At 68.6% G+C, this 24,130-nt stretch carries 22 protein-coding genes; 9 read left to right on the top strand and 13 right to left on the bottom strand.

The annotated features are described in order from the left end of the window. Positions 1-28: 28 nt before the first annotated feature. The 3 genes from phbB to OM513_RS13965 are packed head-to-tail and all read right to left on the bottom strand — an operon-like array spanning position 29 to position 4,028. On the bottom strand, positions 29-751 hold the full coding sequence (gene phbB / locus OM513_RS13955) for an acetoacetyl-CoA reductase (RefSeq protein ID WP_264945082.1): 723 nt from the start codon (positions 749-751) through the stop codon (positions 29-31). Positions 752-768: 17 nt separating this feature from the next. Beyond that, complete coding sequence (hemH, locus tag OM513_RS13960; protein ID WP_264945083.1) at positions 769-1,776, bottom strand: ferrochelatase; 1,008 nt, start codon at positions 1,774-1,776, stop codon at positions 769-771. Then, entirely contained in the window at positions 1,773-4,028 is a 2,256-nt protein-coding gene (locus OM513_RS13965) for a xanthine dehydrogenase family protein molybdopterin-binding subunit (protein WP_264945084.1), read from the bottom strand. The genes hemH and OM513_RS13965 overlap by 4 nt, the downstream gene beginning before the upstream one ends. Before the next feature lie 130 nt (positions 4,029-4,158). Here OM513_RS13965 and lgt point away from each other — a divergent pair, with 130 nt between their 5' ends. The 5 genes from lgt (at position 4,159) to OM513_RS13990 (ending at position 8,751) form a co-directional block, all read left to right on the top strand. Continuing rightward, entirely contained in the window at positions 4,159-5,025 is an 867-nt protein-coding gene (gene lgt, locus OM513_RS13970; RefSeq protein WP_264945085.1) for a prolipoprotein diacylglyceryl transferase, read from the top strand. Positions 5,026-5,144: 119 nt separating this feature from the next. Beyond that, a complete protein-coding gene (locus tag OM513_RS13975) occupies positions 5,145-6,119 on the top strand; it encodes a class I SAM-dependent methyltransferase (RefSeq protein WP_264945314.1) in 975 nt (324 codons plus the stop codon). After that, positions 6,116-6,625 carry a GNAT family N-acetyltransferase gene (locus OM513_RS13980; protein WP_264945086.1) on the top strand — a complete coding sequence of 170 codons (510 nt, stop codon included), beginning with the start codon at positions 6,116-6,118 and terminating at the stop codon, positions 6,623-6,625. Before OM513_RS13975 ends, OM513_RS13980 begins: the two co-directional genes overlap by 4 nt. Continuing rightward, positions 6,622-7,383, top strand: a complete 762-nt coding sequence (gene pgeF, locus OM513_RS13985) for a peptidoglycan editing factor PgeF (RefSeq protein WP_264945087.1) — start codon at positions 6,622-6,624, stop codon at positions 7,381-7,383. Before OM513_RS13980 ends, pgeF begins: the two co-directional genes overlap by 4 nt. A 57-nt stretch (positions 7,384-7,440) precedes the next feature. Next, positions 7,441-8,751, top strand: a complete 1,311-nt coding sequence (locus OM513_RS13990; RefSeq protein ID WP_264945088.1) for a cystathionine gamma-synthase family protein — start codon at positions 7,441-7,443, stop codon at positions 8,749-8,751. Between the two features lie 21 nt (positions 8,752-8,772). On the opposite strand, the gene OM513_RS13995 is transcribed toward OM513_RS13990, so the two are convergent. The 5 genes from OM513_RS13995 to OM513_RS14015 all read right to left on the bottom strand — a co-directional run bounded on the left by OM513_RS13995 (position 8,773) and on the right by OM513_RS14015 (position 14,287). Continuing rightward, on the bottom strand, positions 8,773-9,411 hold the full coding sequence (locus OM513_RS13995; protein WP_264945089.1) for a PilZ domain-containing protein: 639 nt from the start codon (positions 9,409-9,411) through the stop codon (positions 8,773-8,775). Between the two features lie 139 nt (positions 9,412-9,550). Beyond that, positions 9,551-10,834 carry a UDP-N-acetylglucosamine 1-carboxyvinyltransferase gene (gene murA, locus OM513_RS14000; RefSeq protein WP_264945091.1) on the bottom strand — a complete coding sequence of 428 codons (1,284 nt, stop codon included), beginning with the start codon at positions 10,832-10,834 and terminating at the stop codon, positions 9,551-9,553. A gap of 240 nt (positions 10,835-11,074) precedes the next feature. Continuing rightward, positions 11,075-11,431 carry an ATP-dependent Clp protease adapter ClpS gene (gene clpS, locus OM513_RS14005; RefSeq protein WP_264945092.1) on the bottom strand — a complete coding sequence of 119 codons (357 nt, stop codon included), beginning with the start codon at positions 11,429-11,431 and terminating at the stop codon, positions 11,075-11,077. 139 nt (positions 11,432-11,570) lie between these two features. Then, the gene (gene phaP, locus OM513_RS14010; protein ID WP_264945093.1) at positions 11,571-12,344 is read right to left on the bottom strand and encodes a phasin family protein; all 774 of its coding nucleotides are present in this window, start codon (positions 12,342-12,344) and stop codon (positions 11,571-11,573) included. 200 nt (positions 12,345-12,544) lie between these two features. After that, the gene (locus OM513_RS14015) at positions 12,545-14,287 is read right to left on the bottom strand and encodes a PHA/PHB synthase family protein (RefSeq protein WP_264945094.1); all 1,743 of its coding nucleotides are present in this window, start codon (positions 14,285-14,287) and stop codon (positions 12,545-12,547) included. A gap of 185 nt (positions 14,288-14,472) precedes the next feature. Between OM513_RS14015 and OM513_RS14020 the strand changes: the two genes are divergently transcribed. Both OM513_RS14020 and OM513_RS14025 read left to right on the top strand, forming a co-directional pair. Beyond that, entirely contained in the window at positions 14,473-15,678 is a 1,206-nt protein-coding gene (locus OM513_RS14020) for an LL-diaminopimelate aminotransferase (protein WP_264945096.1), read from the top strand. 43 nt (positions 15,679-15,721) lie between these two features. Further along, positions 15,722-16,144, top strand: a complete 423-nt coding sequence (locus OM513_RS14025) for an acyl-CoA thioesterase (RefSeq protein WP_264945098.1) — start codon at positions 15,722-15,724, stop codon at positions 16,142-16,144. 2 nt (positions 16,145-16,146) lie between these two features. On the opposite strand, the gene OM513_RS14030 is transcribed toward OM513_RS14025, so the two are convergent. Further along, positions 16,147-16,812, bottom strand: a complete 666-nt coding sequence (locus OM513_RS14030) for a hypothetical protein (RefSeq protein ID WP_264945099.1) — start codon at positions 16,810-16,812, stop codon at positions 16,147-16,149. Next, positions 16,809-17,303 carry a winged helix-turn-helix transcriptional regulator gene (locus OM513_RS14035; protein WP_264945100.1) on the bottom strand — a complete coding sequence of 165 codons (495 nt, stop codon included), beginning with the start codon at positions 17,301-17,303 and terminating at the stop codon, positions 16,809-16,811. Before OM513_RS14035 ends, OM513_RS14030 begins: the two co-directional genes overlap by 4 nt. Before the next feature lie 148 nt (positions 17,304-17,451). Between OM513_RS14035 and OM513_RS14040 the strand changes: the two genes are divergently transcribed. After that, positions 17,452-17,766 (top strand): CC_3452 family protein, encoded by a 315-nt coding sequence (locus OM513_RS14040; protein WP_264945102.1) that lies wholly within the window; start codon positions 17,452-17,454, stop codon positions 17,764-17,766. A gap of 48 nt (positions 17,767-17,814) precedes the next feature. On the opposite strand, the gene OM513_RS14045 is transcribed toward OM513_RS14040, so the two are convergent. Continuing rightward, on the bottom strand, positions 17,815-18,489 hold the full coding sequence (locus tag OM513_RS14045; protein WP_264945103.1) for a hypothetical protein: 675 nt from the start codon (positions 18,487-18,489) through the stop codon (positions 17,815-17,817). A 109-nt stretch (positions 18,490-18,598) separates the two neighbouring features. Here OM513_RS14045 and OM513_RS14050 point away from each other — a divergent pair, with 109 nt between their 5' ends. Then, a complete protein-coding gene (locus OM513_RS14050) occupies positions 18,599-20,692 on the top strand; it encodes a RelA/SpoT family protein (protein ID WP_264945105.1) in 2,094 nt (697 codons plus the stop codon). Between the two features lie 19 nt (positions 20,693-20,711). Here OM513_RS14050 and OM513_RS14055 read toward each other — a convergent pair whose 3' ends face one another. Beyond that, positions 20,712-21,689, bottom strand: a complete 978-nt coding sequence (locus tag OM513_RS14055; protein WP_264945315.1) for a DUF6607 family protein — start codon at positions 21,687-21,689, stop codon at positions 20,712-20,714. A gap of 23 nt (positions 21,690-21,712) precedes the next feature. After that, positions 21,713-23,920 (bottom strand): TonB-dependent hemoglobin/transferrin/lactoferrin family receptor, encoded by a 2,208-nt coding sequence (locus tag OM513_RS14060; RefSeq protein ID WP_264945107.1) that lies wholly within the window; start codon positions 23,918-23,920, stop codon positions 21,713-21,715. Between the last annotated feature and the right edge of the window lie 210 nt (positions 23,921-24,130).

Consider the following 24,130-nt stretch of genomic DNA (forward strand, 5'->3'; position numbering starts at 1 on the left):
GCTCCCAGCGGAGCCGGCCCCGTTTTCGTCAGTACATATGCTGGCCGCCGTTGATCGACATGGTCGATCCAGTGACGAAGCCGGCATTCTCCGAACAGAGGAAGGCCACGCCGCGCGCGATCTCCTCGGCATGGCCCAGCCGGCCGACCGGGATCTTGGCGACGATCTTCTCCAGCACGTCGGCGGGAACGGCGGCGACCATGTCGGTGTCGATATAGCCCGGCGCGATGGCGTTCACGGTGACGCCCACGCGCGCGCCCTCCTGCGCCAGCGCCTTGGTGAAGCCGTGGATGCCGGACTTGGCGGCGGCATAGTTCACCTGGCCGTACTGGCCGGCCTGGCCGTTGATCGATCCGATGTTGACGATGCGGCCCCATTTGCGATCGCGCATGCCCGGGAACACCGCGTGCGCCATGTTGAAGCAGCCGCCCAGGTTGATGCGGATCACATCCTCCCACATCTCGCGGCTCATGCGCAGCAGCGTGCCGTCGCGGGTGATGCCGGCGTTGTTGACCAGCACGTCGACCGGGCCGAGCGCGGCCTCGACCGCCTTCACGCCCTCGGCGCAGGCGTCGAAATCGCCGACGTCCCATTTGAATGCCGCGATGCCGGTGCGCGCGGTGAAGTCGCGCGCCTTCTCGTCATTGCCGGCGTAATTGGCGGCGACGATGAGGCCATCCGCCTTCAGCGCGACGCTGATCGCCTCGCCGATGCCCCGCGTACCACCCGTCACGATCGCTACTCGTGCCATTTCGCTTCCTCTCTTCGTTACGCCGCCGCCTCTAACCAGCCGGTCAGCTCGCGTCCAATAATTGTGCGCAGCATTTCGATGCCCGTTTCCCCGGCATTGAGGCAAGGGAGATAGGCGAAATCGCGCCCTCCAGCGGCGCGGAAAGTCTCGCGCCCGCGGATCTCGATCTCCTCGAGCGTCTCCAGGCAGTCCGCGGCGAAGCCGGGGGAGAAGATCGCGACGCCGCGCCCCTCCCCGCCCAGCCGGGCGAGCACCGTCTCTGTCGCTGGCTCCAGCCATTTGGCGCGGCCGAAGCGCGACTGGAACGCGACCTCGACCGGGCGCCCCAGCGCCTCGCCCAGCAGTCGCGCCGTCTTCAGGCAATGGCAGTGATAGGGATCGCCCAGCGCCAGCGTCCGTTCCGGCATGCCGTGGAAGCTGGCCAGCAGCACGTCCGGCGCGAATTCCAGCCGCGCCAGCCCCTCGCGCACCGATGCGGCGAGCGCGGCGATATAGGCCGGATCGTCGTGATAGGGCGGCAGCGTGCGCAGCGCCGGCTGGCGGCGCATGCCGGCCAGCGTGGCGAAGGCGATATCGTTGGCGGTCGCCGTCGTCGCCGCGCAATATTGCGGGTAGAGCGGCGCGAACAGGATGCGGTCGCACCCCGCCTCGACCAGCGCGGCGATGCGATCCGCGATCGCGGGGCGGCCATAGCGCATGGCATGATCGACGATGACGCGATCGCCCCAGCTCCCCGCCAGCGCCTCCGCCTGCGCGCGCGTGATCGCGGCCAGCGGCGATCCCTGCTCGGTCCAGACCTGGGAATAGGCGTGCGCCGACTTGCGCGGCCGGGTGCGCAGGATCACACCGTGCAGGATCGGCTTCCAAAGCAGCGGCGGGATCTCCACCACGCGGCGATCCGACAGGAACTCGGCCAGATAGCGGCGCACCGCCCCCGGCTCGGGCGCGTCGGGCGTGCCCAGGTTGACCAGCAGCACGCCCACGCGGGGCGGCGCGACGCGCGGGTGATCGGCGGGGCGGGTCATCCGACGTCCGAAAGCAGCGGCAGGCGGCGCAGGCGCACGCCCGACGAAGCCTGGATGGCATTGGCGATGGCCGGGGCGACCGGCGGCACCGCCAGTTCGCTGACCCCGCCGGGATCGGCCGCGCTGTCGATCAACTCGACGGTGATGTCGGGCGCGTCGGCCAGCGTGGGCAGGTTGAGGTCGGCGATCGACGTCGCCTCGGCCAGATTGCCCTCGAAGCCGGTCGAGCAGCCGATCGCCGCGGCCATGCCGAAGATCAGCCCGCCCTCGATCTGCTGCAGCACCAGATCGGGGTTGATCACCCGCCCGCAATCGACCGCCGCGACAAGGCGCGTGACCTTCACCCGGCGCCCGGGCGCCAGCGCGGCCTCCGCCATCACCGCGATATGGCTGCCGCGGAAGCTGTGGCAGGCGATGCCCTGGCCGCTGCCCGCGGTGCCGCCCTGCCAGCCGCCGATCGCCGCCGCCGTCTGGAGGCAGCGTGCCAGCCGCGCCTCGTTGCCCAGCTTGCCCATGCGGAAGCTGAGCGCCTCGATATTGGCGATGTGCGACAGCTCGTCGATGAAGCTCTCGGTGAAGAAGGCGGTGTAGCTATGTGCGCCCGACCGCCAATAGCCGGTGGGCACGCCGATGTCGGCCGGGTGATGATCCACCGCCAGATTGGGGATGGCATAGGCGGGCGCCGCCCCGGCCACCGCCGCGCGGTCTCCACCCGAAAGCGCCAGCGCGCCCGCCACCAGCGGATCGCCGCCCAGCAGCCGCGCCGCCAGCTCGCGCCCGGTGGAGGGCGCCGCGATCTTCGCCAGCCAGCCGGTGATGGCGCCCCCGGCGCCCAGCTTCGCGGTGAGCCGCGCGGCGGCGGGCGCGCGGTACCGGTCCTGCCGGGCATCCTCCGCGCGCGACCAGGTGAGCTGCACCGGCCGCCCCACCGCCCGGGTGATCGCCGCCGCCTGGGCCGCCACCTCGGTCTCCAGCTTGGCGCCGAACGATCCGCCCGCCATCATCGGATGCACGGTCACCTGATCCTGGCCCATGCCGATCGCCGCGGCGGCGGCGGCGCGCGCCAGCGACGGCGCCTGGGTGGGCAGCCACAGCGACAGCCGCCCTTCGCGGATCGCGGCGGTGCAGGTCATCGGCTCCAGCGCGGCATGGAGCGCGAGACCGGCCGAATATTCGGCCGAAACCACGCGCGCGCCACGGAAATCGGCAGCCAGATCGCCCGTCTGCACGATCCGCGTACCGGCGCCGTCGAGCGCCTTGGCCAGAGCTTCCTCGAGCGAGACATTGTCGATGCGTTCCGCCGGAGTGCGGAAGGCGGGGCGCATCTTCGCCAGCGCGCGTTCCGCCGCCCACCAGGTGTTGGCCACCGCCGCCACCCAGCGATCGCCGCGCACGATCGAGAGCACGCCGGGCACGGCCTTCGCCAGCGCCTCGTCCGCGGTCAGCAGTGCGGTGTCGCCCGCCGGCCCCTGGCGGACCGCGGCGAACACCATGCCGGGCAGCCGCACATCGGCGGCATAGTTCAGGCTGCCGTCCACCTTGGCCGGCGCGTCCAGCCGGGCGACGCGCTGGCCGGTCAGGCGGTTGGCGGTGCCGGTGCGCAGCGGCGGTTCCTCGGGCGGGGTCTCGTCGGCGGCATCCTCGGCGAGCGCGCCGAAGCCCAGCCGCTGGCCGCCGCTCACCACCTGGCTCGCCACCGTGTCGCACGCCTTCCAGTCGACGCCCCAGCGCCGCGCCGCCGCCATGCACAGCATGGCCCGCGCCGCCGCCCCGGCCGCGCGCAGCTCCGGCTCGAACTGGCGGATCGAAGAGGAGCCGCCCGTAAGCATCAGCGCGCTGCGCACCACCTGGCGCTCGCGCAGCCATTCGGGGAGCGCGCCCAGCGCGGTTTCGAACACCGTCGCGGCGCCCAGCGGATTGGCATAGAGCGGGTTCAGCGGCGCCGCCTCCACCCCCACCTTCTTCCAATCGGCCCCCAGTTCGTCGGCGATGATCTGGGCAAAGGCGGTGAACACCCCCTGCCCCTGTTCCGATTGCGGGACGGCGACGGTGACATGCCCGTCGGTGCCGATCTTGATCCAGGCGCCATAGACGCTTTCGCCCGCATCGGCGGTGAGATTGGGCGAATAGGCGCGCGGCCACACCGCCCAGGCGACGAGCAGCCCCAGCCCCGCGCCGCCGCCGATCAACAGCGTCCTGCGGCTGGGCCGCCATCCTTCGCCCGCGTGCTTCGCCGCTGCCTGTTTCGCCATCGCCCCGCTCTATCGCGCCGCGCCGCGCCGCGCCAGCCGCCTCCGCGCCCCGAACGTCCAACAGCCCCTTGGGTTTCGTCGTGGATGGCACTAAGCAGTGCCGCGCCCATTCCCGCGGAGAACAAGCCCGGTGCTCCTCGATTTCCTCGCTTCGGCGAACCAGCATATCCAGTTCGAATCGCTCGGCCTCAGCAAGGTCGCGCTCGACCTCGGCGTTTTCGAGGTGAAGTGGTATTCGCTCGCCTATATCGCCGGGATCCTGATCGGCTGGTGGTATCTGCTGCGGATGCTGCGCCAGCCGGGCGCGCCGATGTCGCGCACGCATGCGGACGATCTGGTCTTCTATGCCACGCTGGGCATCATCCTGGGCGGGCGGCTGGGCTATGCGATCTTCTACGATCCGGCGATGCTGATCCAGCCGCTGCGGCTGATCGCGCTGTGGGACGGTGGCATGAGCTTCCACGGCGGCGTGATCGGCACGACGCTGGGCATCCTGTTCCTGGCGCGGCGCAACGGGCTTAGCTGGCTGCGCGTGCATGATTATGTCGCGTGCTGCGCGCCGATCGGCCTGTTCCTGGGCCGGCTGGCCAATTTCGTGAACGGCGAGCTGTGGGGCAAGCCGGCGGATCTGCCCTGGGCGATCGTGTTCCCCAACGGCGGCGGCGTGGCCCGCCATCCCAGCCAGCTCTATGAGGCGGGGCTGGAGGGGATCGTGCTGTTCGCGATCCTGTGGTGGCTCTTCTGGAAGACCGATGCGCGCTACAAGCCTGGCCGCCTCGTGGGCGTGTTCCTGCTCGGCTATGGCGCGTTCCGCTTCATCGTCGAATATTTCCGCGAGCCTGACGCGCAGTTCACCGGCACCTTCCTGGCCAGCACGATCCACATGGGTCAGCTCCTGTGCCTGCCGATGATCGCGGGCGGCATCTACCTGATCGCCACCGCGGCGAAGCGGCCGCTGATCAACGCCCCGGGCGGCGAGGAGCCGGCCAGGCCGTGAGCGAAACGCCGCTCGACGCCTCGCCCAGCGAGCGCGCCGGGAACGCCGCCGAGCCGCTTCTGCCGGAGCGGCTGGCGCGCGCGATCACGCTCGCCGGGCCGATCCCGCTCTCGCAGTTCATGGGGGCGGCCAACACCCATTATTATGCGACCCGCGATCCGCTGGGCGCGCGCGGCGATTTCACCACCGCGCCCGAGGTGAGCCAGATGTTCGGCGAGCTGATCGGGCTGTGGCTGGCGGACCTGTGGGACCGCGCCGGGCGGCCCGAGGTGCGATTCGTCGAGCTGGGGCCGGGCCGCGGTACGCTGGCAGCGGACGCGCTGAGGGCGATGGCGCGGATCGGGCTGACCCCGCCCGTGCATTTCGTCGAGACCAGCCCCACGCTGCGCGCCGCCCAGGCCGAGCGCGTGCCGCACGCCGAATGGCACCTGGACCTGCTGGGCGTGGAGGACGACCGGCCGCTGCTGATCGTCGCCAACGAATTCTTCGACGCGCTGCCGATCCGCCAGCTCGTCAGCACGGGCGAGGGCGGCTGGCGCGAACGGCTGATCGCCTGCCAGGACACGCTGTTCCTGCCCGTTACCGGCGATCGCGGGTTCGATCAGATCATCCCGCCGCATCTGCGCGGCGCCCCGCCGGGATCGGTGATCGAGACGTCGCCCGCCAGCGTCGGGGTGATGCGCGGGCTCGCCAAGCGGCTGCTGGAGCATGGCGGCGCCGCGCTGGTGATCGACTATGGCTATGAAGGCCCGGCGCTGGGCGACACGCTGCAGGCGGTGCGCGGGCATCAATATGTCAATCCGTTCGACACGCCCGGCGAGGCCGACCTGACCGCGCATGTCGATTTCGGAACGCTGGGCGCGGCGGCGGCGGCCGAGGGGCTGACGGTCCACGGGCCGGTGACACAGGGCGCGCTCTTGTCCGCGCTGGGCATCGACGCGCGCGCCGACGCGCTGGCCCGCGCCCATCCGGACCGCGCGGAGGGCATCGCCGAAGACCGTGCCCGGCTGGTCGACGACGACAAGATGGGCGAGCTGTTCAAGGCGATGGCGCTCACCGCCCCCGGCTGGCCGGAGCCGGAGGGCTTCGCATGATCGCCTATTCGGACGGCGTGCCCGCCGACGGGCCGGAGCTGGACGCGATGGCGCAGGAAAGCTGGATCGCCACCTTCGCCCACAGTTGTTCGGAGGCGGACCGCAACGCCTATTTCGCCACCGCCTATGGCCCGGACGGCGCGCTGATCCGCGATCTCGCCGATCCCGCGCATGCCTATCGCATCGCGCGGGTGGACGGGCGGATCGCGGGCTATGCCAAGCTCAGCCCCGCCTGGCTGCCCGATGCGGAGGAGGGCGCGGTGCAGCTCAGCCAGCTCTATGTGCTCGGCGCGTTCCACGGCACCGGCATCGCCCGCACGCTGATGGACTGGACGATCGCCGCCGCCCGCGCCCGTGGCGCCCGCGCGCTGCTGCTGACCGTGTGGGAGCATAATCCGCGCGCGATCCGCTTCTATCAGCGCAAAGGCTTCGTCCATATCGGCGACTATGCCTTCCAGGTCGGCGAGCAGACTGACCGCGACCTGATCCTGCGGCTGGCGCTGTGAGCGGCGTGGAGGCGATCCGCGCACAGGCGCTGGCGGGCGTGGCGCACGGCTTCCTGGGGCGGCGCGGCGGCGTATCCGGCGGATTGCACGCCGGGCTGAACGTGGGGCTGGGATCGGAGGACGACCGCGAGGCGGTGGCCGAGAACCGGCGCCGCGCGGTGGCCGCGGTGCTGCCCGGCGCCGATCTGGTGACGCTGTATCAGGTGCATTCGGCCGATGCCGTCACCGTGCTGGCGCCGTTCGAGGAGCGGCTGCGCCCCCGCGCCGACGCGCTGGTGACCGACCGGCCCGGCTTCGCGCTGGGCATATTGACCGCCGATTGCGCGCCCGTGCTGTTCGCCGATCGCGATGCGGGCGTGATCGGCGCCGCGCATGCCGGGTGGAAGGGCGCGATCGCGGGCGTCACCGATTCGACGCTGGCGGCGATGGAACAGCTCGGCGCGCGGCGCGACCGGATCGTGGCGGCGATCGGCCCGTGCATCGCGCGCGCCAGCTATGAGGTGGACGAGGGCTTCCTGGCGCGCTTCGCCGCCGCGGACCCGGAAAACGAGCGCTTCTTCGCCGCGGGCCGCCCGGGCCATCACCAGTTCGACCTGGAGGCCTATGTCGCCCACCGCCTGGCCGCCGCCGGCGTGCGCACGGTGGAGGCGATGGGGCTGGACACCTATGCCGATCCGGAGCGTTTCTTCAGCTATCGCCGCGCCACGCATCGCCACGAACCGGACTATGGGCGGCAGATCGCGCTAATCGGTCTGTGACCCCTGTTCTTTCGTTGCATCCGTAACTAACTGCCGGCCATTGATCCGGAGAAGATAATGACCGACGAGACCGAAAACGGGCCGGCTGGCAGCGCGCCGCGCCGCCGCGCCAAGCCGTCCACCGATACGGTGGGCACGCGCAAGCTGAAGCCCAGCACGCTGATGATGGGCCATGGCTATGATCCGATGCTGTCCGAAGGATCGCTGAAGCCCCCGATCTTCCTCACTTCCACCTTCGTCTTCCCCAACGCCGCGGCGGGCAAGCGCCATTTCGAAGGCGTCACCGGCAAGCGCCCGGGCGGGGCCGAGGGGCTGGTCTATTCGCGCTTCAACGGGCCGAACCAGGAGATACTGGAGGACCGGCTGGGCGTGTGGGAAGAGGCGGAGGACGCGCTCGCCTTCTCCTCCGGCATGTCGGCGATCGCCACGCTGTTCCTGTCGATGGTGCGGCCGGGCGACACGATCGTCCATTCCGGGCCGCTCTATGCCGCCACCGAGACGCTGATCGCGCGCATCCTGGGCCGCTTCGGCATCCACTGGCTCGACTTCCCGGCAGGTGCCACGCGCGAGGAGATCGACGCGGTGCTGCAGAAGGCATCCGCCGGCAACGTCGCGCTGATCTATCTCGAAAGCCCCGCCAACCCCACCAACGCGCTGGTGGACGTGGAGGCCGTGGCCGCCAGCCGCGACGCGATCTTCACCGGCGCGAACAAGCCGCCGATCGCGATCGACAACACCTTCCTGGGTCCGCTATGGGCGCAGCCGCTGAAGCAGGGCGCCGACATCGTCGTCTATAGCCTGACCAAATATGCCGGGGGCCATTCGGACCTGGTAGCGGGCGGCGTGCTGGGATCGAAGGCGCACATCGACACGATCCGGCTGATGCGCAACACGATCGGCACGATCTGCGATCCCAACACCGCCTGGATGCTGCTGCGTTCGCTGGAGACGCTGGAACTGCGCATGACCCGCGCGGGTGAGAATGCGGTCAAGGTGTGCGAATATCTGCGCACGCATCCCAAGGTGGAGAAGGTCGGCTATCTCGGCTTCCTGGAGGAAGGGAGCCGCCAGGCCGACATCTATCGCCGCCACTGCACCGGCGCGGGATCGACCTTCTCGCTCTATCTGAAGGGCGACGAGAAGGAGGCCTTCGCCTTCCTCGACGCGCTCAAGATCGCCAAGCTGGCGGTAAGCCTGGGCGGCACCGAGACGCTTGCCAGCCACCCCGCGGGGATGACCCACCTGTCGGTGCCCGAGGCGCGCAAGGCGGCGCTGGGGATCACCGACAACCTGGTCCGCATCTCGATCGGCGTCGAGGACGCGGACGACCTGATCGCCGATTTCGAGGAAGCGCTGAAGGCGGTGTGAAGCGATGCCGGACGGCGCGCGCTACATCGCGTCGTCCGGCCCCAGCCAGTTCGCCAGCGTGTCGATCTTGAGCGCGACGTCGAACTGCATCCCGACATAGCCGTCGCGCGCCCAGCGGACGCGCCCGGCGAGCGGCGGCAGGCCATCGACGAACACCGCCGCCTCGGTCTCCACCGGCAGCGCCAGGTCGGTCGCCACCTTGGCGCCGTTGAGCGAGATGTCGCACAGCAGCACGCCGCGTTCGGCATCATCGGTGCAGAGCCGCGCGTGGCGGCTGACGCGCATCCGCGGCGTGCGCGCCACGCGGCGATAGGGGCCGCCGGCCTGCTCGCCGCGCAGCGCCGCGATCACGTCGATCCGCGTATCGAAGGCGATGCCCGCCAGATCGTCCTGACACCACATCACGCGCGCGGGCACCGGATATTCCGGGGTGACCTCCACCATCACCGCCGACCCCACAGGGATCGGCTGGTAGAGCCTGATCATCGCGCCAGAGCTGGAAAGGTTGCGCACCATGCACAGCCGCTGCTCGCCGGCAACGACCAGCTTGCCGACGCGCAGCAGCGTCGTCGCGCGTTCCTCGGTTCGCCGCTCGGGCGGCCTTGGCACGCCCGAACCCAGCGACACGACCGTAAGCTCGTGTCCAGCAAAACTATCCATCCAAGCCACCCGTTCTGGGAGTGCCGCCCTGACTCCGGAACCCGCGTAGCAATTCCGCCAAAATAGGTAGGCGCAGGCTTACGGGCGGTGAACCGGCACGGTTTAGGCGCGGTTAGGCATGATGGCGGCGGCGCGGCGCTCAGCCGTCGCCGACACGCTCGATATCGGCGCCCACGGCCTGGAGCTTCTCCTCCAGCCGCTCATAGCCGCGATCGAGGTGATAGACGCGGTTGACCTGGGTCTCGCCCTCGGCGGCCAGGCCGGCGACGATCAGGCTCATCGAGGCGCGCAGGTCGGTCGCCATCACCGGGGCGCCGGTGAGCTTCTCGACGCCGCGCACCACGGCGGTGCGGCCGTGGACCTCGATATTGGCGCCCATGCGCGCCAGCTCGGGCACGTGCATGTAGCGGTTCTCAAAGATCGTCTCGGTCAGCACGCTGGCGCCGTCGGCCTTGCACAGCATCGCCATGAACTGCGCCTGCATGTCGGTGGCGAAACCGGGGAAGGGCGCGGTGTTGAGCGTCAGCGGGCGCAGCGGGCCATCCGCGGCGATGCGGATCGAGTCGCGCTTTTCCTCCACCGTCACGCCCGCGTCGATCAGCGCGTCGAGCGTTGCGCGCATGTCCTCCGCGCGGGCGCCCGCCAGGTCCACCGAGCCGCCGGTGATCGCCGCGGCGCAGGCATAGCTGCCCGCCTCGATCCGGTCGGGCATCACCTGATAGGTCGCGCCGTGCAGCCGGTCGCGCCCCTCGATCTCCAGCGTCTCGGTGCCGATGCCGCCGATCGAAGCGCCCATCGCGACGAGCAGGTTGCACAGGTCGACGATCTCCGGCTCGCGCGCGGCGTTTTCCAGCACCGTGGTGCCCCGCGCCGTCACCGCCGCCATCACCGCATTCTCGGTCGCGCCCACCGACACCACCGGGAAGCGGAAGCTGCCCCCCGGAAGCCGCCCGCCGGGCGCAGTGGCCTTCACATAGCCCGCGGCCAGCTCGATCTCCGCGCCGATCGCCTCCAGCGCCTTCAGGTGCAGGTCGATCGGGCGATTGCCGATCGCGCAGCCGCCGGGCAGCGAGACGGTCGCCTCGCCCTGCCGCGCGACCAGCGGGCCAAGCACCAGGATGGAGGCGCGCATCTTGCGAACGATGTCATAGGGCGCGACCGTGGAGGTGAGCCGCTGCGCCTGCATCGTCATCACCCGGCCAAAATCCTCGGGCCGCCCGCCCGCGACCATCGTCGACGCGCCAAGCTGGTTGAGCAGGTGGCCGAAGCTGTCGACATCGGCCAGGCGCGGCAGGTTGCGCAGCGTCAGCGGCTCGTCCGTCAGCAGCGCGCAGGGCATCAGCGTAAGCGCGGCGTTCTTCGCGCCGGAGATGGCGATGCGGCCGGAAAGGCGATTTCCGCCGCGGATCAGGATGCGGTCCATCGCGTGCTTCTAGCCGTACCGGTATGCCGCGCAAGAGCGCCCGCAACGGGTATCCCCTCCCGGTAAAAAGCAAAGGCGCGCCATCCGCCTGCCGCGGAAATCGGGGCCGGGCGGCGCGCCACGTCCCATCGCGCGCAACCGCCCGGCCGCCCACCGCGCCCCCCGGCACGGCGACGAACGCGGAAATAAAGCGGAAATACGAAGACGGAACTCAGGAATGCCCCGTAGCGGGCCGCAAAATCAGGCTTTTTCGAGCGTACACTGGAGCGGGTGCTGGTTTTGCCGGGCGAAATCGATCACCTGCTGCACCTTGGTCTCGGCGACCTCATAGCTGAACACGCCGCATACGCCCACGCCGCGCTGATGCACGTGCAGCATCACCCGCGTCGCCTCCTCCATGCTCATCCGGAAGAAGCGCTGGAGCACCAGCACGACGAATTCCATCGGCGTATAATCGTCGTTGAGCATCAGCACGCGATAGGGTGTCGGCTTCTTGGTGCGCGTGCGGGTACGTGTGGCGAGGCCGACGGAGGGGCCGTTGCCGCCTTCGTCGCCATCATCGCCCATGCGGATCGGATCGGGAGCGCGCTGGTCCATCGTGCCAAAAATATGTGAGCGCCCCGCACGTGGCAAGGCCGCAGCGCAAGGATCGCGGCGACAGGCCGTCCCGGAAACGCGAAAGGGGCGGCCGCCGAACCGGCGACCGCCCCTCGATTGTACGCGATACGCTGCGGGATCAGGCCGCGGCCTTCACCTTCTCGGCGGCGACAGCGAAGCGGTTCTGCAGCGGCTGGGCGGCGTCGCCAGCCAGCTTCAGGAACGCCTCGGTGCCCTTCGAAGCTTCGGCGACGTAGGAGTCGAACGCGCCGCGGAAGAAATCGCTCTGCAGCTTGAAGAACTCGGTCGGCGACTTGACGGCCGACAGGCTCTTCAGTGCGGCGGTCGCGCTCTCGAACGACTTGCGGCTGTACTCGGCGGCTTCCTGGCCCAGCGACTCGAAGCCCTTGGCAGTGATCTTGCCCGACTCGACGAGCGCCTCGATGTTGCCCTTGGCGAACTCGTTGGCTTCCTCGGCCAGCTTGGTCGACTTCTCGACGGCCGCCTTGGTGCGGTCGTTGAAGTCGGTGAAGAAGGCCTGGGCCTTGGCGATGTTGGTCTCGATGGTTTCCATGACTTTGCTTTCCTTGACTGCGGTTTCGGCCGTCTCGCTGGCGGCGGCGGCGGCCTCGATCAGGGTTTCGGCTTCCTCCACGACGGACTCGATCGCGGCTTCCGCCGCTTCGGGCACGATGGGATCGGCCAACTCGGTTACGGTCTCTGCTTCCTGCGTTGCTGCTTCGAGGACGGGCTCGGGCTCGGCTGCGACCGGGGCGGTTACAACCGCTTCGATGGCCGGCTCGGGCTTCTCAGCCTCGACGGCAGCAACCATCTCCTTGGGCGCGGCCTTGGCACGCGCCGTGGACTTCGGAGCGGCGGGCTTTCCCGTGCTCTTCTGACCCTTGGCTGCCATGATGACTCACCTCGTCAAAAGTTGTTGCTGCAACGCAGCATCTAATATCTTGCAGCGCGGAATGCAAGGGGCTTATTGTGCAGTGCAGCATAAACGAAATATCGTTTATATATAGATGGTTGTCGCAACTGTTATGTCGCACAACACCCTCACGCCGGGGCAGCAAAACTCCGGGGACTCGGCCAGATCAGCGGCGACGATCAGCGCGCGCGGACATAGGTTCCCGGCGCATCGCACAGCGGCTTTAGCCTGCCCTTGCCGGGAATGCGCGCGCCCTTGGCCGCGACGCGCTCCTCGTCCTGCCCGGCGATCCATTCGATCCAGTCGGGCCACCAGCTCCCCTTCGTCTCCTTGGCCGAGGCGAGGAAGGCATCGAGCGTCTTCGCGCGCTTGCGGCTGGTCCAATATTGATATTTGCCCGCCGCGGGCGGATTGACCACGCCCGCGATATGCCCCGATCCGGCCAGCACGAAGCGCAGCGGCCCCTTGAAATAATGGGTGATCTTCCAGACGCTGGCGGGCGGCGCGATATGGTCCTCGCGGCCGGCCTGGATATAGGCGGGGGTCTTCACCATCGTCAGGTCGATCGGCGTGCCGCCGGCGCTCAGCGATCCGGGCACCACCAGCCGGTTGTCGCGATACAGATCGGCCAGGTAGCTCATGTGCCAGGCGACGGGCAGGTTGGTGACGTCCGAATTCCAGTAGAGCAGGTCGAACGGCGCATAATCCTTGCCGAGCAGATAGTTGTTGGTGACGTAGCTCCAGATCAGGTCGCGCCCGCGCAGCAGGTTGAAGGTGGCGGCCATATAGCGCCCGTCGAGGAAGCCGTCCGCCGCCAGGCTGCGCAGCATCGCGAGCTGATCGTCGTCGACGAACACGTTGAGGTCGCCCGCCTCGGAAAAATCGACCTGGGCGGTGAAGAAGGTGGCGCTCTTCACCTTCTCCACCTGCCCGCGCGCGGCCAGCACGGCCAGCGTCGCGGCAAGCGTGGTGCCCGCGACGCAATAGCCGATGGCGTGGACGGCATCGACCTTCAGCAGATCGCGGATCGTGTCGATCGCGTCGATCTGGCCATGCTCGATATAGTCGTCCCAGGTGACGTCCTTCATCGATGCGTCGGCAGACCGCCACGAAACGACGAACACGGTAAGCCCCTGCGCCACCGCCCAGCGGATGAAGCTCTTCTCCGGCGCCAGATCCAGGATGTAGAAACGGTTGATCCACGGCGGGAAGATCACCAGCGGCACCTTGAACACCGTCTCGGTCGCCGGGCTGTACTGGATCAGCTCATAGAGCGGTGTGCGCTTCACCACCTTGCCGGGCGTCGTCGCCAGGTTGCGCCCCACCTCGAACGCCTGCGCGTCGGTCTGTGTGAGCTGGCCCTTCTCCAGGTCCGCCAGCATGTGCTGCAAGCCCTTGAGCAGGTTCTCGCCGCCGGTTTCGATCGTCTTGGCCAGCACCTCCGGATTGGTGGCGGGGAAGTTGCTGGGGCTGATCGCGTCGATGAAGCCCTTGGTCGCGAAGCGGAGCTGCTCCTTGTGCCGGGGATCGACGCCGTCGAGCGATTCGACGCCCTTCAACAGATGGTCCGCGATCAGGAAATAGCTCTGGCGCAGGAAATCGAACACCGGCTGCTCGCGCCATTCGGGCGCCTTGAAGCGCTTATCGCGCGCCTGTTCGGGCGTTTCGTGGAAAGGCGCGGTGTGCTCCGGGTCCAGGAAGCGCTGCCACAGCGCCATCGTGTCGGCCCACAGCTCCGCGCCCGCGCGCACCGCCGCCGTGGGATCGATCGCGGCGCCCAGCGGCGGCGCGGCCGGCGCGTGCTCGGCCAGGTCCATGCCGTGTTCCAGCAGGATCTGCTGCGCGCGCCCGAACACCCAGGTCCAGTGCTGGATATCCTCCAGGCTGGGCATGTGCGGCGGGTTCGGCGCGGTTTCGGCCATGGTGTCCTGCTCTATGTTTCCGGGCCGCTGCCCGCCATACCGGATCGGCCCGGCCCGGTGGATGGCGGCGGTAGCGATCCTTTAGCGCGCTGTTTGTTTCTCGTCATTCCCGCGCGCAAAGGAATAGCGTATCAACGGTTTCGGCGTATGGATGCGCCGTTCCCCCTCCAACAGCAGAGGAAGCAATGTCCGACGAGTTCTACCGCATCAAGCGACTGCCGCCCTATGTCATCGCCGAAGTCAACGGCATGCGGGCAGCGGCGCGCGCGGCAGGCGAGGACATCATCGATCTGGGCATGGGCAACCCGGACCTGCCCCCGCCGGACCATGTGATCGAAAAGCTGTGCGAGGTGGCGCGCAAGCCCGACGCGCACGGCTATTCGCAGTCGAAGGGCATTCCCGGCCTGCGCCGCGCCCAGGCCAATTATTACGCGCGCCGTTTCGGCGTGGAGCTCGATCCCGAGAATGAGGTGGTCGTCACCATGGGATCGAAGGAAGGGCTCGCCAGCCTGGCCACCGCGATCACCGCGCCGGGCGATGTGGTGCTGGCGCCCAACCCGTCCTACCCCATCCACACCTTCGGCTTCATCATCGCCGGCGCCACGATCCGCGCCGTGCCGACGACGCCCGACGAGGCCTATTTCGAAAGCCTTGAGCGCGCGATGAACTTCACCGTGCCGCGGCCGAGCGTGCTGGTGGTCAACTATCCGTCGAACCCGACGGCGGAGACGGTGGACCTGGCCTTCTACGAACGGCTGGTCGCCTGGGCGCGCGAGAACCAGGTATGGATCATCTCCGACCTGGCCTATTCGGAGCTGTATTTCGACGGCAAGCCGACCGTGTCGATCCTGCAGGTGAAGGGCGCGAAGGACATCGCGATCGAGTTCACCTCGCTATCCAAGACCTATTCGATGGCCGGCTGGCGGATGGGCTTCGCGGTGGGCAACCGCAAGCTGATCGCGGCGATGACGCGGGTGAAGTCGTATCTGGATTATGGCGCCTTCACGCCGATCCAGGCCGCCGCCTGCGCCGCGCTGAACGGCCCGCAGGACATCGTCGAGCGCAACCGTGAGCTGTACCACAAGCGCCGCGACGTGCTGGTCGAAAGCTTCGGCCGTGCAGGCTGGGACATTCCGCCGCCGCCCGCCAGCATGTTCGCCTGGGCACCGCTGCCGCCAGCGCTCGCCCATCTGGGCAGCCTGGAATTCTCCAAACAGTTGCTGACCCATGCCAAGGTCGCCGTGGCCCCGGGCGTGGGCTACGGCGAAAACGGCGAGGGCTTCGTGCGCATCGCGATGGTGGAGAACGAGCAGCGCCTGCGCCAGGCGGCGCGCAACGTGCGCAAATATCTCCAGTCGATGGGCGTCAACACGCCGGCCAAGGCGGGCTGAACCGGGCTTGCGCGGCGCGGCGGGTTTCGCCATCGCGCCGTGCATGACCCGCCCCGGCTTTCCCTTCTCGACCCGCTTCCGCGTCCGCTATTCGGAGATCGACGGCCAGAAGGTCGTCTTCAACTCGCGCTACCTTGAATATGCCGATGTCGCGATCACCGAATTCTGGCGCTGGGCGAACCTGAAGGAGATCGGGCCGGACTGGCTCGACACCGAATTCCACATCGTCCGTGCAACGGTGGACTATAAGCGCCCCTTCCGGCTGGACGACATGATCGAGGCGTTCGTCCGCGTCGAGCGCGTCGGCAATTCGAGCCTGACGCACCGGATCGATCTGTGCCTGGCCGACGGCGGCGATCTGCACGCCACGATTGAGCTGGTGAGCGTGCATGTCGATCTGGAGGAGCGCCGCTCGGTGCCGATGCCGGACAGCATCCGCGCGAAGTTCGAGACGTTGCGGGGCTGAGCCTAACGCGCCCCGCCCTTGCGGCGCAGGATCAGCAGCGGGATATCCGTGCCGCTCTCGACCAGGCCGGCGGCCGCGTCCAGCTCCGCTCGGACCGGCTCGAGCGAGCTGATCTCGCAGCCCTTCGGCACTTCCTCCGTTCCCTCCGCCGGTGCCTTCCAGAAGCTGGGGAAATAGGTGCAGTAGAGCGGGAATATCTCGAACCCGGCGGATGCCGCGCGGAAGAAGTGATAGCCGAACTTCGGCTTGTCGCCACGGCTCTCGTCGATCTGGGTCAGGTAGAGCGGCCCGCGCCAGCCGCGGAAACGGACCACGCCCTCGCCCTCCGGCCCCACCATCCGGTATTCACCGTCCTCCACGAACAGCGCGATCGTGGGCAGGTCCTTCTTCTGATCGGGGTCATAGGCGCAATAATAGATGCGCTCAGGCTTCCCCTGCGGCTTGCCCTGCGCATCCTTGTCGCGCGCGAAATAGCCGGGATCGAGGCACTCGGCGCGTTTCGGCTTGGGCAGTCTGCGACGCCCCTTCGCATCGGTGGCCAGATAGACGGTATAATCGCCCGGCACCGCCGTTTCCGGATGATCGGTCGCCGCGATCAGCGGCATCGGGGAATGGAGCGTGCAACCACCGAGCAGCAGCGCGGGGGAGAGGATCGCGATCCACTTCATTCCGCCGCCTTCACCTCCGCCTCCACCTCCGCATCCTGTGCCACCTGCTCGGGCAGCGCCCAGAGCAGGTCCTGCTTGCTGAGCACGCGGCCGTCGTGCGAGCGCACGGTTACCGCGGCAACCGGGCGGCGATCACGCGCGTCGACCAGCACCGGGCTGGCCGGCACGCCGGTTTCCCAGCGTTCGCCCCATTGGCGCAACGCCACCATCGTCGGCAGCAGCGCATAGCCCTTGTCGGTCAGCCGGTATTCGATCTTGCGCCGGTCATCCGGGCAGGGCCGCCGTTCCAGGATGCCGTGGCCCACCAGGCGCGCTAGCCGGTTCGCCAGGATGTTGCGCGCGATGCCGAGTTCCGACTGGAACTCCTCGAAATGATGCAGCCCGTTGAACGAGCCCCTGAGGATCAGGAACGACCAGCGTTCCCCCATCGCCTCCAGCGCGGCCGGCAGGCTGCACAGGGCGGACAGATCCTCTCGCAAGCCATTTCCCATAGACCAGACACCTTATCGTATTTCCGCCCCGCCCGGAACGGGATATCTTTTTGCATCGCAGCACCAGTTTTGGCTTGCAATCTACATGCCTGTTAATTAGGTAGCGATTCGCAACTAGATTGCAACCCTAACCCCAGGGAGACTGGAAATGACCCGTTTCTTCTCCGTCGCCGCGGTTGCGGCGGCAGCGCTTGCGTTCACCCCGGCCGCCGGCATCGCGCAGACCGCGCGCGGCTATTACGCGGCGACCCCCGCGACCACGCCCGAGAAGGCCAGCCTGGTCACGCGCACGACCGTGTGGAAGTGCGGCGAGGGCGTTTGCGTCGCTTCCAAGGCGACTTCGCGCGATGCGATCATGTGCGAGCTGGTGGCCCGCGAACTGGGCGAGCTGACCGCGTTCAGCGTGCAGGGCGTGGCGTTCGATGCCGATGCCCTCGCCAAGTGCAACGCGCGCGCACGCTGATACGGACGTGCGGGGCGGGGGCACGCGCCACCCGCCCCGGCGCCGGGCTCAATCGCCGATCCGCGTGGCGATAACCGGCTTCACAGGCTCTCCGTCCGCGATTTTTGCTGCGTATGCGAGCACGTCGCCACGGATCGCATCGATCGATTCCACCTCGCACTTCAGCTTGGGCCGCGGCCCTTCCGCCGGCTTGCTCGCACCGCCGTCGCACGGCACCAGCACCGCTTCGATCCGCGCCGGATGCAGTGCGGCCAGCGCATAGAAATACCCCTTCAGCTCGCCCTTGTCGGTGCCGACCTGAACAAGGCGCACCCCGCCGCCCAGATCGCGCAGGCGCAGGCCATAGACCTCCTTGGCCACCTCCGCGGGATCGTCGCCCTCCCCCGGCACCCCGGTCAGCACGAAACCCGCGTTCCCCGGCGCGATCCGGAACTTCGGGTTTTCCGACAGGTCCTCGTCGTCGAACGGGCAATAGAGTACCGGCACCGGCCCCGCCTCGCGCGGATCGGGAAAGCCCAGATCCAGGCACCGGGCGCGCTGGACGCTATCCAGCTTTTCCAGCGCTTCGGGCGTGAAACGCGACAGGCCCTGGTACAGCCCCGGCACCAGATCGGGCGCGGGGTCCGATGCGGCGATCAGCGCTTCCTCCGAATGCAGCACGGCGCAGGCGGACAGGGGCAGCGGCAACAGGGCCAGGGCGAGCGGGATAAGGCGGTTTCGCATGGCCGCATGCTGCCCGCTTTGCGTTCCCGCAGCAACGCTCCGCGCGGAAAATGTCCCCCGGCGCACTAGAACATTGCAAAGCGGCGGCTTGCGGCCCCATCTTGGCGCGATGTTGCGCCAGTACGAGCTTGTGGACAGGGTGTTGAGCTATGACCCGGAGGCCGATGAGGCCCTGCTCAACCGCGCCTATGTCTTCTCGGTCAACGCGCATGGCCATCAGAAGCGGGCGAGCGGCGACCCCTATTTCAGCCACCCGATCGAGGTGGCGGGCATCCTGACCGACCTACACCTGGACGGCGAGACCATCGCCACCGCGATCCTGCACGATACGATCGAGGACACGGTGGCCACGCTGCCCGAGATCGAGAGCAAGTTCGGCGCCAGCATCGCGCGGATGGTGGACGGCGTCACCAAGCTCTCCAAGATCGAGGCGCAGAGCGAGAGCGAGCGCGCCGCGGAGAACCTGCGCAAGTTCCTGCTGGCGATGTCGGACGATATCCGCGTGCTGCTGGTCAAGCTGGCCGACCGGCTGCACAACATGCGCACGCTCCACTTCATCAAGAAGCCGGAGAAGCGCAAGCGCATCGCCCGCGAGACGATGGACATCTATGCCCCGCTCGCCGAGCGGATCGGCATGTACGAGTTCATGAAGGAGATGCAGAGCCTGGCCTTCCGCGAGCTGGAACCGGAGGCCTATGAATCGATCACCCGGCGGCTGGATTCGCTGAAGGTCGAGGGCGAGGACCGCATCGCGAAGATCGCGTCGGGGCTGAAGCTGCTCCTTTCCCGCGGCGGGATCGACGCCGAGGTGACGGGGCGCGAGAAACATCCCTATTCGATCTGGAAGAAGATGTCCGAGCGCCATGTGAGCCTGGAACAGCTTTCGGACGTCATGGCCTTCCGCGCGATCGTGGACAGCGAGGAGGAATGTTATCGCGCGCTGGGGATCATCCACCGGCGCTGGCCGATGGTGCCGGGGCGGTTCAAGGATTACATCTCCACGCCGAAGCGCAACGGATACCGTTCGCTGCACACCAGCATCATCCACGCCGCCGACACGCGCATCGAGATCCAGATCCGCACGCGCGACATGCACGCCCAGGCCGAATATGGCCTGGCCGCGCATTGGGCGTACAAGCACGGCACGCTGCGCCCCGACACGCAGGTGAGCTGGATCCGCGACCTGGTGGAGATCCTGGACCAGGCCGAAAGCCCGGAGGAGCTGCTCGAACATACCAAGATGGCGATGTACCAGGACCGGATCTTCGCCTTCACGCCGAAGGGCGAGCTGATCCAGCTTCCCAAGGGATCGACGCCGATCGACTTCGCCTATGCCGTCCATTCGAACCTGGGCGATCAGGCGGTGGGCGCGAAGGTGAACGGCCGCGTCGTGCCGCTGCGCACCGAGATCCAGCAGGGCGACCAGGTGCAGATCCTGCGATCCAAGGCGCAGCAGCCGCAGGCCAACTGGCTGAACTTCGCGATCACCGGAAAGGCACGCGCGGCGATCCGCCGCCACCTGCGCCACAAGGAGCGCGAGGAGACGGTGAAGCTGGGGCGCAAGCTGTACGAAGACCTGATCGCGCGGCTGCCCACCCCCGCCGGCCCCGATGCGCTGGCGGATGCGCTGCGCCGGTTGAACCTGGAGGACGAACCCGCGCTGATGGAGGCGATCGCGCGCCGCAAGCTGACCGACGCGCAGGTGCTGGAAGCGGTGATGCCGGGATCGTCCGAGGGCGTGGATCACGCCCCGCTGGAAGAGGCGCAGGTGCAGGCCATCGACATCAAGGGGCTGACCCCCGGCGTGGCCTTCACGCTTTCCGAATGCTGCCGCCCCGTGCCTGGCGACCGGATCGTGGGCCTGCGCCGCCCCGGCGAGCCGATCGAGGTCCACGCGATCGATTGCCCGACGCTGCCCGAGGACGGCGAGGCCGACTGGGTGGACCTGACCTGGGGCGACAAGGCCGAGGGCGGCGTGGCGCGCATCGCCGTGACGCTGAAGAACGAGCCCGGCGCGCTGGGCGCGGTGGCGACGCTGATCGGCCAGCACAAGGCCAACATCCTGGGCCTGCGGCTGGACAACCGCGACACCACCTTCCACCTCAACACGATCGATCTTGAGGTGCGCAACGTGCAGCATCTGATGCGCCTGCTGGCCGCGCTGCGCGCCGCCGACGCGGTGAACTCGGCCGAGCGGGTTTAGCGCCCGCCCGGCCGGGGCGTCAGCGCGTGGCGCCGTCGATCAGCTTGCGGGCCTCGGCGATCGCGGCGGCTTCGGCGGTCTTGCCCGCCTGCACGGCATCGGCCAGCTCCAGCAGCCTGGCGGAGATCACCGTGCCGGCCTGTGCCTCCTCGGCCACGCGAATGCCCTTCTTCGCCGCGCCCACGCGATCCCATTCGGCGCGCACCGCCGCCCAATAGCCCTTGGTCGCCGCCCAGTAATCGTCGGCGGCCTTCACCTCATATCCGTCGAAGCGGGTGTAGGTGTTGAGGACATATTCCTGGACCACCGGCTCCAGCTTGCCGGCGAACAGGCCCATCTTGGTGTTGTCCTGCCAATGGACCCAGCCGGTGGGCGTGGGCTGGTGGCGGTTGATCGAGAGATAGCGGTCATAGACCGGCCCGCGCACCGCATCGCGCCGGGCAAGGGGACGCCAGGTCCAGCTCGATCGCCAGCGCCGCACGCCGCCCACCGTTTCCCAGATGCCCCAGCCGGCGTAGCGGGGGCTGTCGTCCACCTGCCACACGGTCTGCGACCAGGCGCCCTTGCGCTGCGCCTCGGGCACGTCCTTCCAGGTCCATGCCCCCTGCCCGTCATAGCCGAGCACGCGGGCGGGCTCATATTCCCAGTCCTGGCGCCAGTGCTTGATGACATGCGCGGCGCCGTCGATCGTCACCACCAGCAGGTGCTGGAGGACGATGCGGCGCCCGCTGTCTTCGATCACGCGGACCGATTCATAGCCGCCGGAGATCTTGCGATCGATCGGCGTATAGTCGCCGCGCCAGGCGGTCGCCTCCTGCATGTCGAAGCGGACCTTGTAATTGCCCGCCATCGCCAGGATGCCGGCGCGATCGGTCTCGAACGATGCGGTCTGGCGCGCGGGCGCCTGGGCCGCGGCCGGAGCGGCGGGCAGCGCGAGCGCGAGCGCGAGCGGCGGCAGCACGGCCGCGGACAGCGCCGCGGTCAGGGTCCAACTCATGGTCTTCATCATGTTCCTCCGGATCAGAAGCGGTAGCTGATCGAGACGCTGCCGTTGCGCCCCGGCTGGGTGTAGGCATCCTTGACGGTCGAGGTGTCGGAGAGCCCGCGCACGTCGTTCCACCAGGCATATTTGCGATCGGTGATGTTGAAGATGCCCGCACGCAGCGTGAGCGCCTCGGTCACCTTGAAGAAGGCGGTGGCATCCAGGATGGTGAAGGCCCCGGGCCGGTAGCAGGCGCCGGTGCAGAGCCCGGTGGTGTCCTCCAGCGGCTTGCGCGCCGAATGGGTGACGACCAACTGGCCGCCGAAGCGCCCGCCCGGATCGCGCCAGCCCGCGCCCGCGACCAGCTTCACCGGATCGACCGAGGAGAGCGGCGATTTGGCCCCGCTGGGATCGATCACGTCGCCATCGGCATAGGACAGCGCGAGATTGGCGGTGAAGCCCGCCGCGGTGTTGACCGAAGCACGCAGCTCGACGCCCGATACCTCGGCACGGTCCAGGTTGACGAATTGATAGACGGCGGGATCGGCGGGGGTGAAGCTCCCGCTCACCACCTCCTGCGAGATGAAGTCGTCATAGTCGGCGTGGAAACCGGTCAGGTCCACGCTGAAGATATCGTCGGCATAGCGGATGCCGCCTTCGAAGCTGCGGCTCCGCTCCGGCCCCAGATTGGGGTTGGGCGCGGAGGTATAGCCGAAGGCCAGGTTCTCGAAGAACTGGTTGACCTGGCTGGGCTCGGGCGCCTTGAAGCCCTGACCATAGCTGCCGAGCAGGCGGAACCCGCCGCCGAGCCGCACCACCGCGCCGAGCTTCGGCGACAGTCGCGATCCCGATTGCGCGGCGCCGGCGAAGCTCGGCAGCAGCGCATCGTTCTGCGGCTCCAGATCATACCAGTCGAGCCGCAGCGCCGGATAGAGCGTGACCGGGCCGATCGCGATCTCGTCCGCCACGAACAGGCCGGCGAGCGCATAGTCGGTCTCCGGGAAGGCGCGCGTCGGGAAGGTCTCGCCCGCCGGCGGCACCACCCCGTCGCGCAGGCCGCGCTGACGGGTGAAGCTGATGTCGCCGCCGATCACCAGCCGGTGCGTGGCGGCACCGGTGGCGAACCCGCTGCGCAGCTCGCCCGACACGCCGTAGACGCGGTTCTCGAAGGTGTTGAGCCGCTCGCGATCGGCGGCGGGCGTGCGGTCCTCATCGGTGAACTGCACGTCCTCCGCATCCTGCCAATAGACGCCGAGCCGGGCGAAATCGATCGCGCCCGATCCTTCCCAGCTCCAGTCGGCGGCGATGCGCTTGCGCTCGCCGGTGTCGCGCGCCTGGAGAAGGTCCACCGTCGCGCTGCGGCCGGTGAGCACATCGGTGAACAGATGCGTGTCGAGATATTCGCCGGTCAGCCGCAGCTTGTGGCCGCCGCCGGGCTGGAACACGAGGCGGCCGAGCACCGCGTTGGACCGTCCGTCCTGCGGGTTGGGCTGGGTGCGCGCCGATCCGGTGCCGCCCACGGTGCCCTTGTTGTCCAGCTCGCCATAGTCGCGCCGCGTATAGGCGACCATGCCCGACAGCGCGCCGCCGCCCGCCGCGAGCACCGCCGTCTCCGCGAACTCGTCGTCGGAGCTGGCATAGGCTGCGCGGACGAGCCCGCCGATGCTGCCGCCATCGAGCAGGTCCGCGGGATCGCTGGTGATGAAGCTGACCACGCCCGACAGGCCGTCGCTGCCGTAGAGCGCGGATGCGGGGCCGCGCAGGATCTCGACCGACTTGACCAGGCCCAGATCGACGTAATCGCCGCGCCCCGCGCTCTGCGCCCCGAAGGTGAAGCCGTCGGGCACGCGCACGCCATCCACCTGGATCAGCACGCGGTTGCCGCCGATGCCGCGGATCACGAAGCCCTCGTTCCCCGCGCGGCCGGTGACGCCCAGCGCGGCGCCGAAGCGCGCCGGCTGGCGCGGCACGCTGACGCCCGGCTCGAAGCGGACCAGGTCCTTGATGTCGGTCGCCAGTTCGTCGGCGATGCGTTGCTCGTCGATCACGGTGACGGTGGCGGGCGCGTCCTGCACCGCGACCGGCTGGCGCGTGGCGGTGACGGTGATCGTCACCTTGTCGCCTTCGCTGTCGCCGCCGGCATCCTGTGCCAACACCGGTCCCGCCAGCGCGAGCGACGCCAGCGCCGCCCCCGCCATCAGCCGCGCGCGGCCTCTCCCGTCCCTTGCCGTAAGCCGATACCGCATTGCCGATCCCCTGCTATTGATTCTGACTCGCAATAGCGACTCATGAAACGGAACGTCAAGCGGCGGACCGGAATCCGCGGAATTCACGGTTCAAGGCATTGATTGGGATATGTATTTTTTACGAGCGCGCACGCGATGGGGCGGCTCTGGGGCGCTTCAGAGCGCGGTGGCGGGCGCCGGATCGACTGCCCCGGGCGGCCGGTTTTCCGG

This window comes from Sphingomonas canadensis (genome assembly GCF_026013525.1).
GTDB classification, from domain to species: Bacteria; Pseudomonadota; Alphaproteobacteria; order Sphingomonadales; family Sphingomonadaceae; genus Sphingomonas; species Sphingomonas canadensis.

Bases quoted from the DNA above. Each gene is read 5' to 3' on its own strand.
- phbB (WP_264945082.1), bottom strand. From the start codon at position 751: ATGGCACGAGTAGCGATCGTGACGGGTGGTACGCGGGGCATCGGCGAG.
- hemH (WP_264945083.1), bottom strand. From the start codon at position 1,776: ATGACCCGCCCCGCCGATCACCCGCGCGTCGCGCCGCCCCGCGTGGGC.
- OM513_RS13965 (WP_264945084.1), bottom strand. From the start codon at position 4,028: ATGGCGAAACAGGCAGCGGCGAAGCACGCGGGCGAAGGATGGCGGCCC.
- OM513_RS13975 (WP_264945314.1), top strand. From the start codon at position 5,145: ATGGGGGCGGCCAACACCCATTATTATGCGACCCGCGATCCGCTGGGC.
- OM513_RS13980 (WP_264945086.1), top strand. From the start codon at position 6,116: ATGATCGCCTATTCGGACGGCGTGCCCGCCGACGGGCCGGAGCTGGAC.
- OM513_RS13990 (WP_264945088.1), top strand. From the start codon at position 7,441: ATGACCGACGAGACCGAAAACGGGCCGGCTGGCAGCGCGCCGCGCCGC.
- OM513_RS13995 (WP_264945089.1), bottom strand. From the start codon at position 9,411: ATGGATAGTTTTGCTGGACACGAGCTTACGGTCGTGTCGCTGGGTTCG.
- murA (WP_264945091.1), bottom strand. From the start codon at position 10,834: ATGGACCGCATCCTGATCCGCGGCGGAAATCGCCTTTCCGGCCGCATC.
- clpS (WP_264945092.1), bottom strand. From the start codon at position 11,431: ATGGACCAGCGCGCTCCCGATCCGATCCGCATGGGCGATGATGGCGAC.
- phaP (WP_264945093.1), bottom strand. From the start codon at position 12,344: ATGGCAGCCAAGGGTCAGAAGAGCACGGGAAAGCCCGCCGCTCCGAAG.
- OM513_RS14015 (WP_264945094.1), bottom strand. From the start codon at position 14,287: ATGGCCGAAACCGCGCCGAACCCGCCGCACATGCCCAGCCTGGAGGAT.
- OM513_RS14020 (WP_264945096.1), top strand. From the start codon at position 14,473: ATGTCCGACGAGTTCTACCGCATCAAGCGACTGCCGCCCTATGTCATC.
- OM513_RS14025 (WP_264945098.1), top strand. From the start codon at position 15,722: ATGACCCGCCCCGGCTTTCCCTTCTCGACCCGCTTCCGCGTCCGCTAT.
- OM513_RS14030 (WP_264945099.1), bottom strand. From the start codon at position 16,812: ATGAAGTGGATCGCGATCCTCTCCCCCGCGCTGCTGCTCGGTGGTTGC.
- OM513_RS14035 (WP_264945100.1), bottom strand. From the start codon at position 17,303: ATGGGAAATGGCTTGCGAGAGGATCTGTCCGCCCTGTGCAGCCTGCCG.
- OM513_RS14040 (WP_264945102.1), top strand. From the start codon at position 17,452: ATGACCCGTTTCTTCTCCGTCGCCGCGGTTGCGGCGGCAGCGCTTGCG.
- OM513_RS14045 (WP_264945103.1), bottom strand. From the start codon at position 18,489: ATGCGAAACCGCCTTATCCCGCTCGCCCTGGCCCTGTTGCCGCTGCCC.
- OM513_RS14050 (WP_264945105.1), top strand. From the start codon at position 18,599: ATGTTGCGCCAGTACGAGCTTGTGGACAGGGTGTTGAGCTATGACCCG.
- OM513_RS14055 (WP_264945315.1), bottom strand. From the start codon at position 21,689: ATGAGTTGGACCCTGACCGCGGCGCTGTCCGCGGCCGTGCTGCCGCCG.
- OM513_RS14060 (WP_264945107.1), bottom strand. From the start codon at position 23,920: ATGCGGTATCGGCTTACGGCAAGGGACGGGAGAGGCCGCGCGCGGCTG.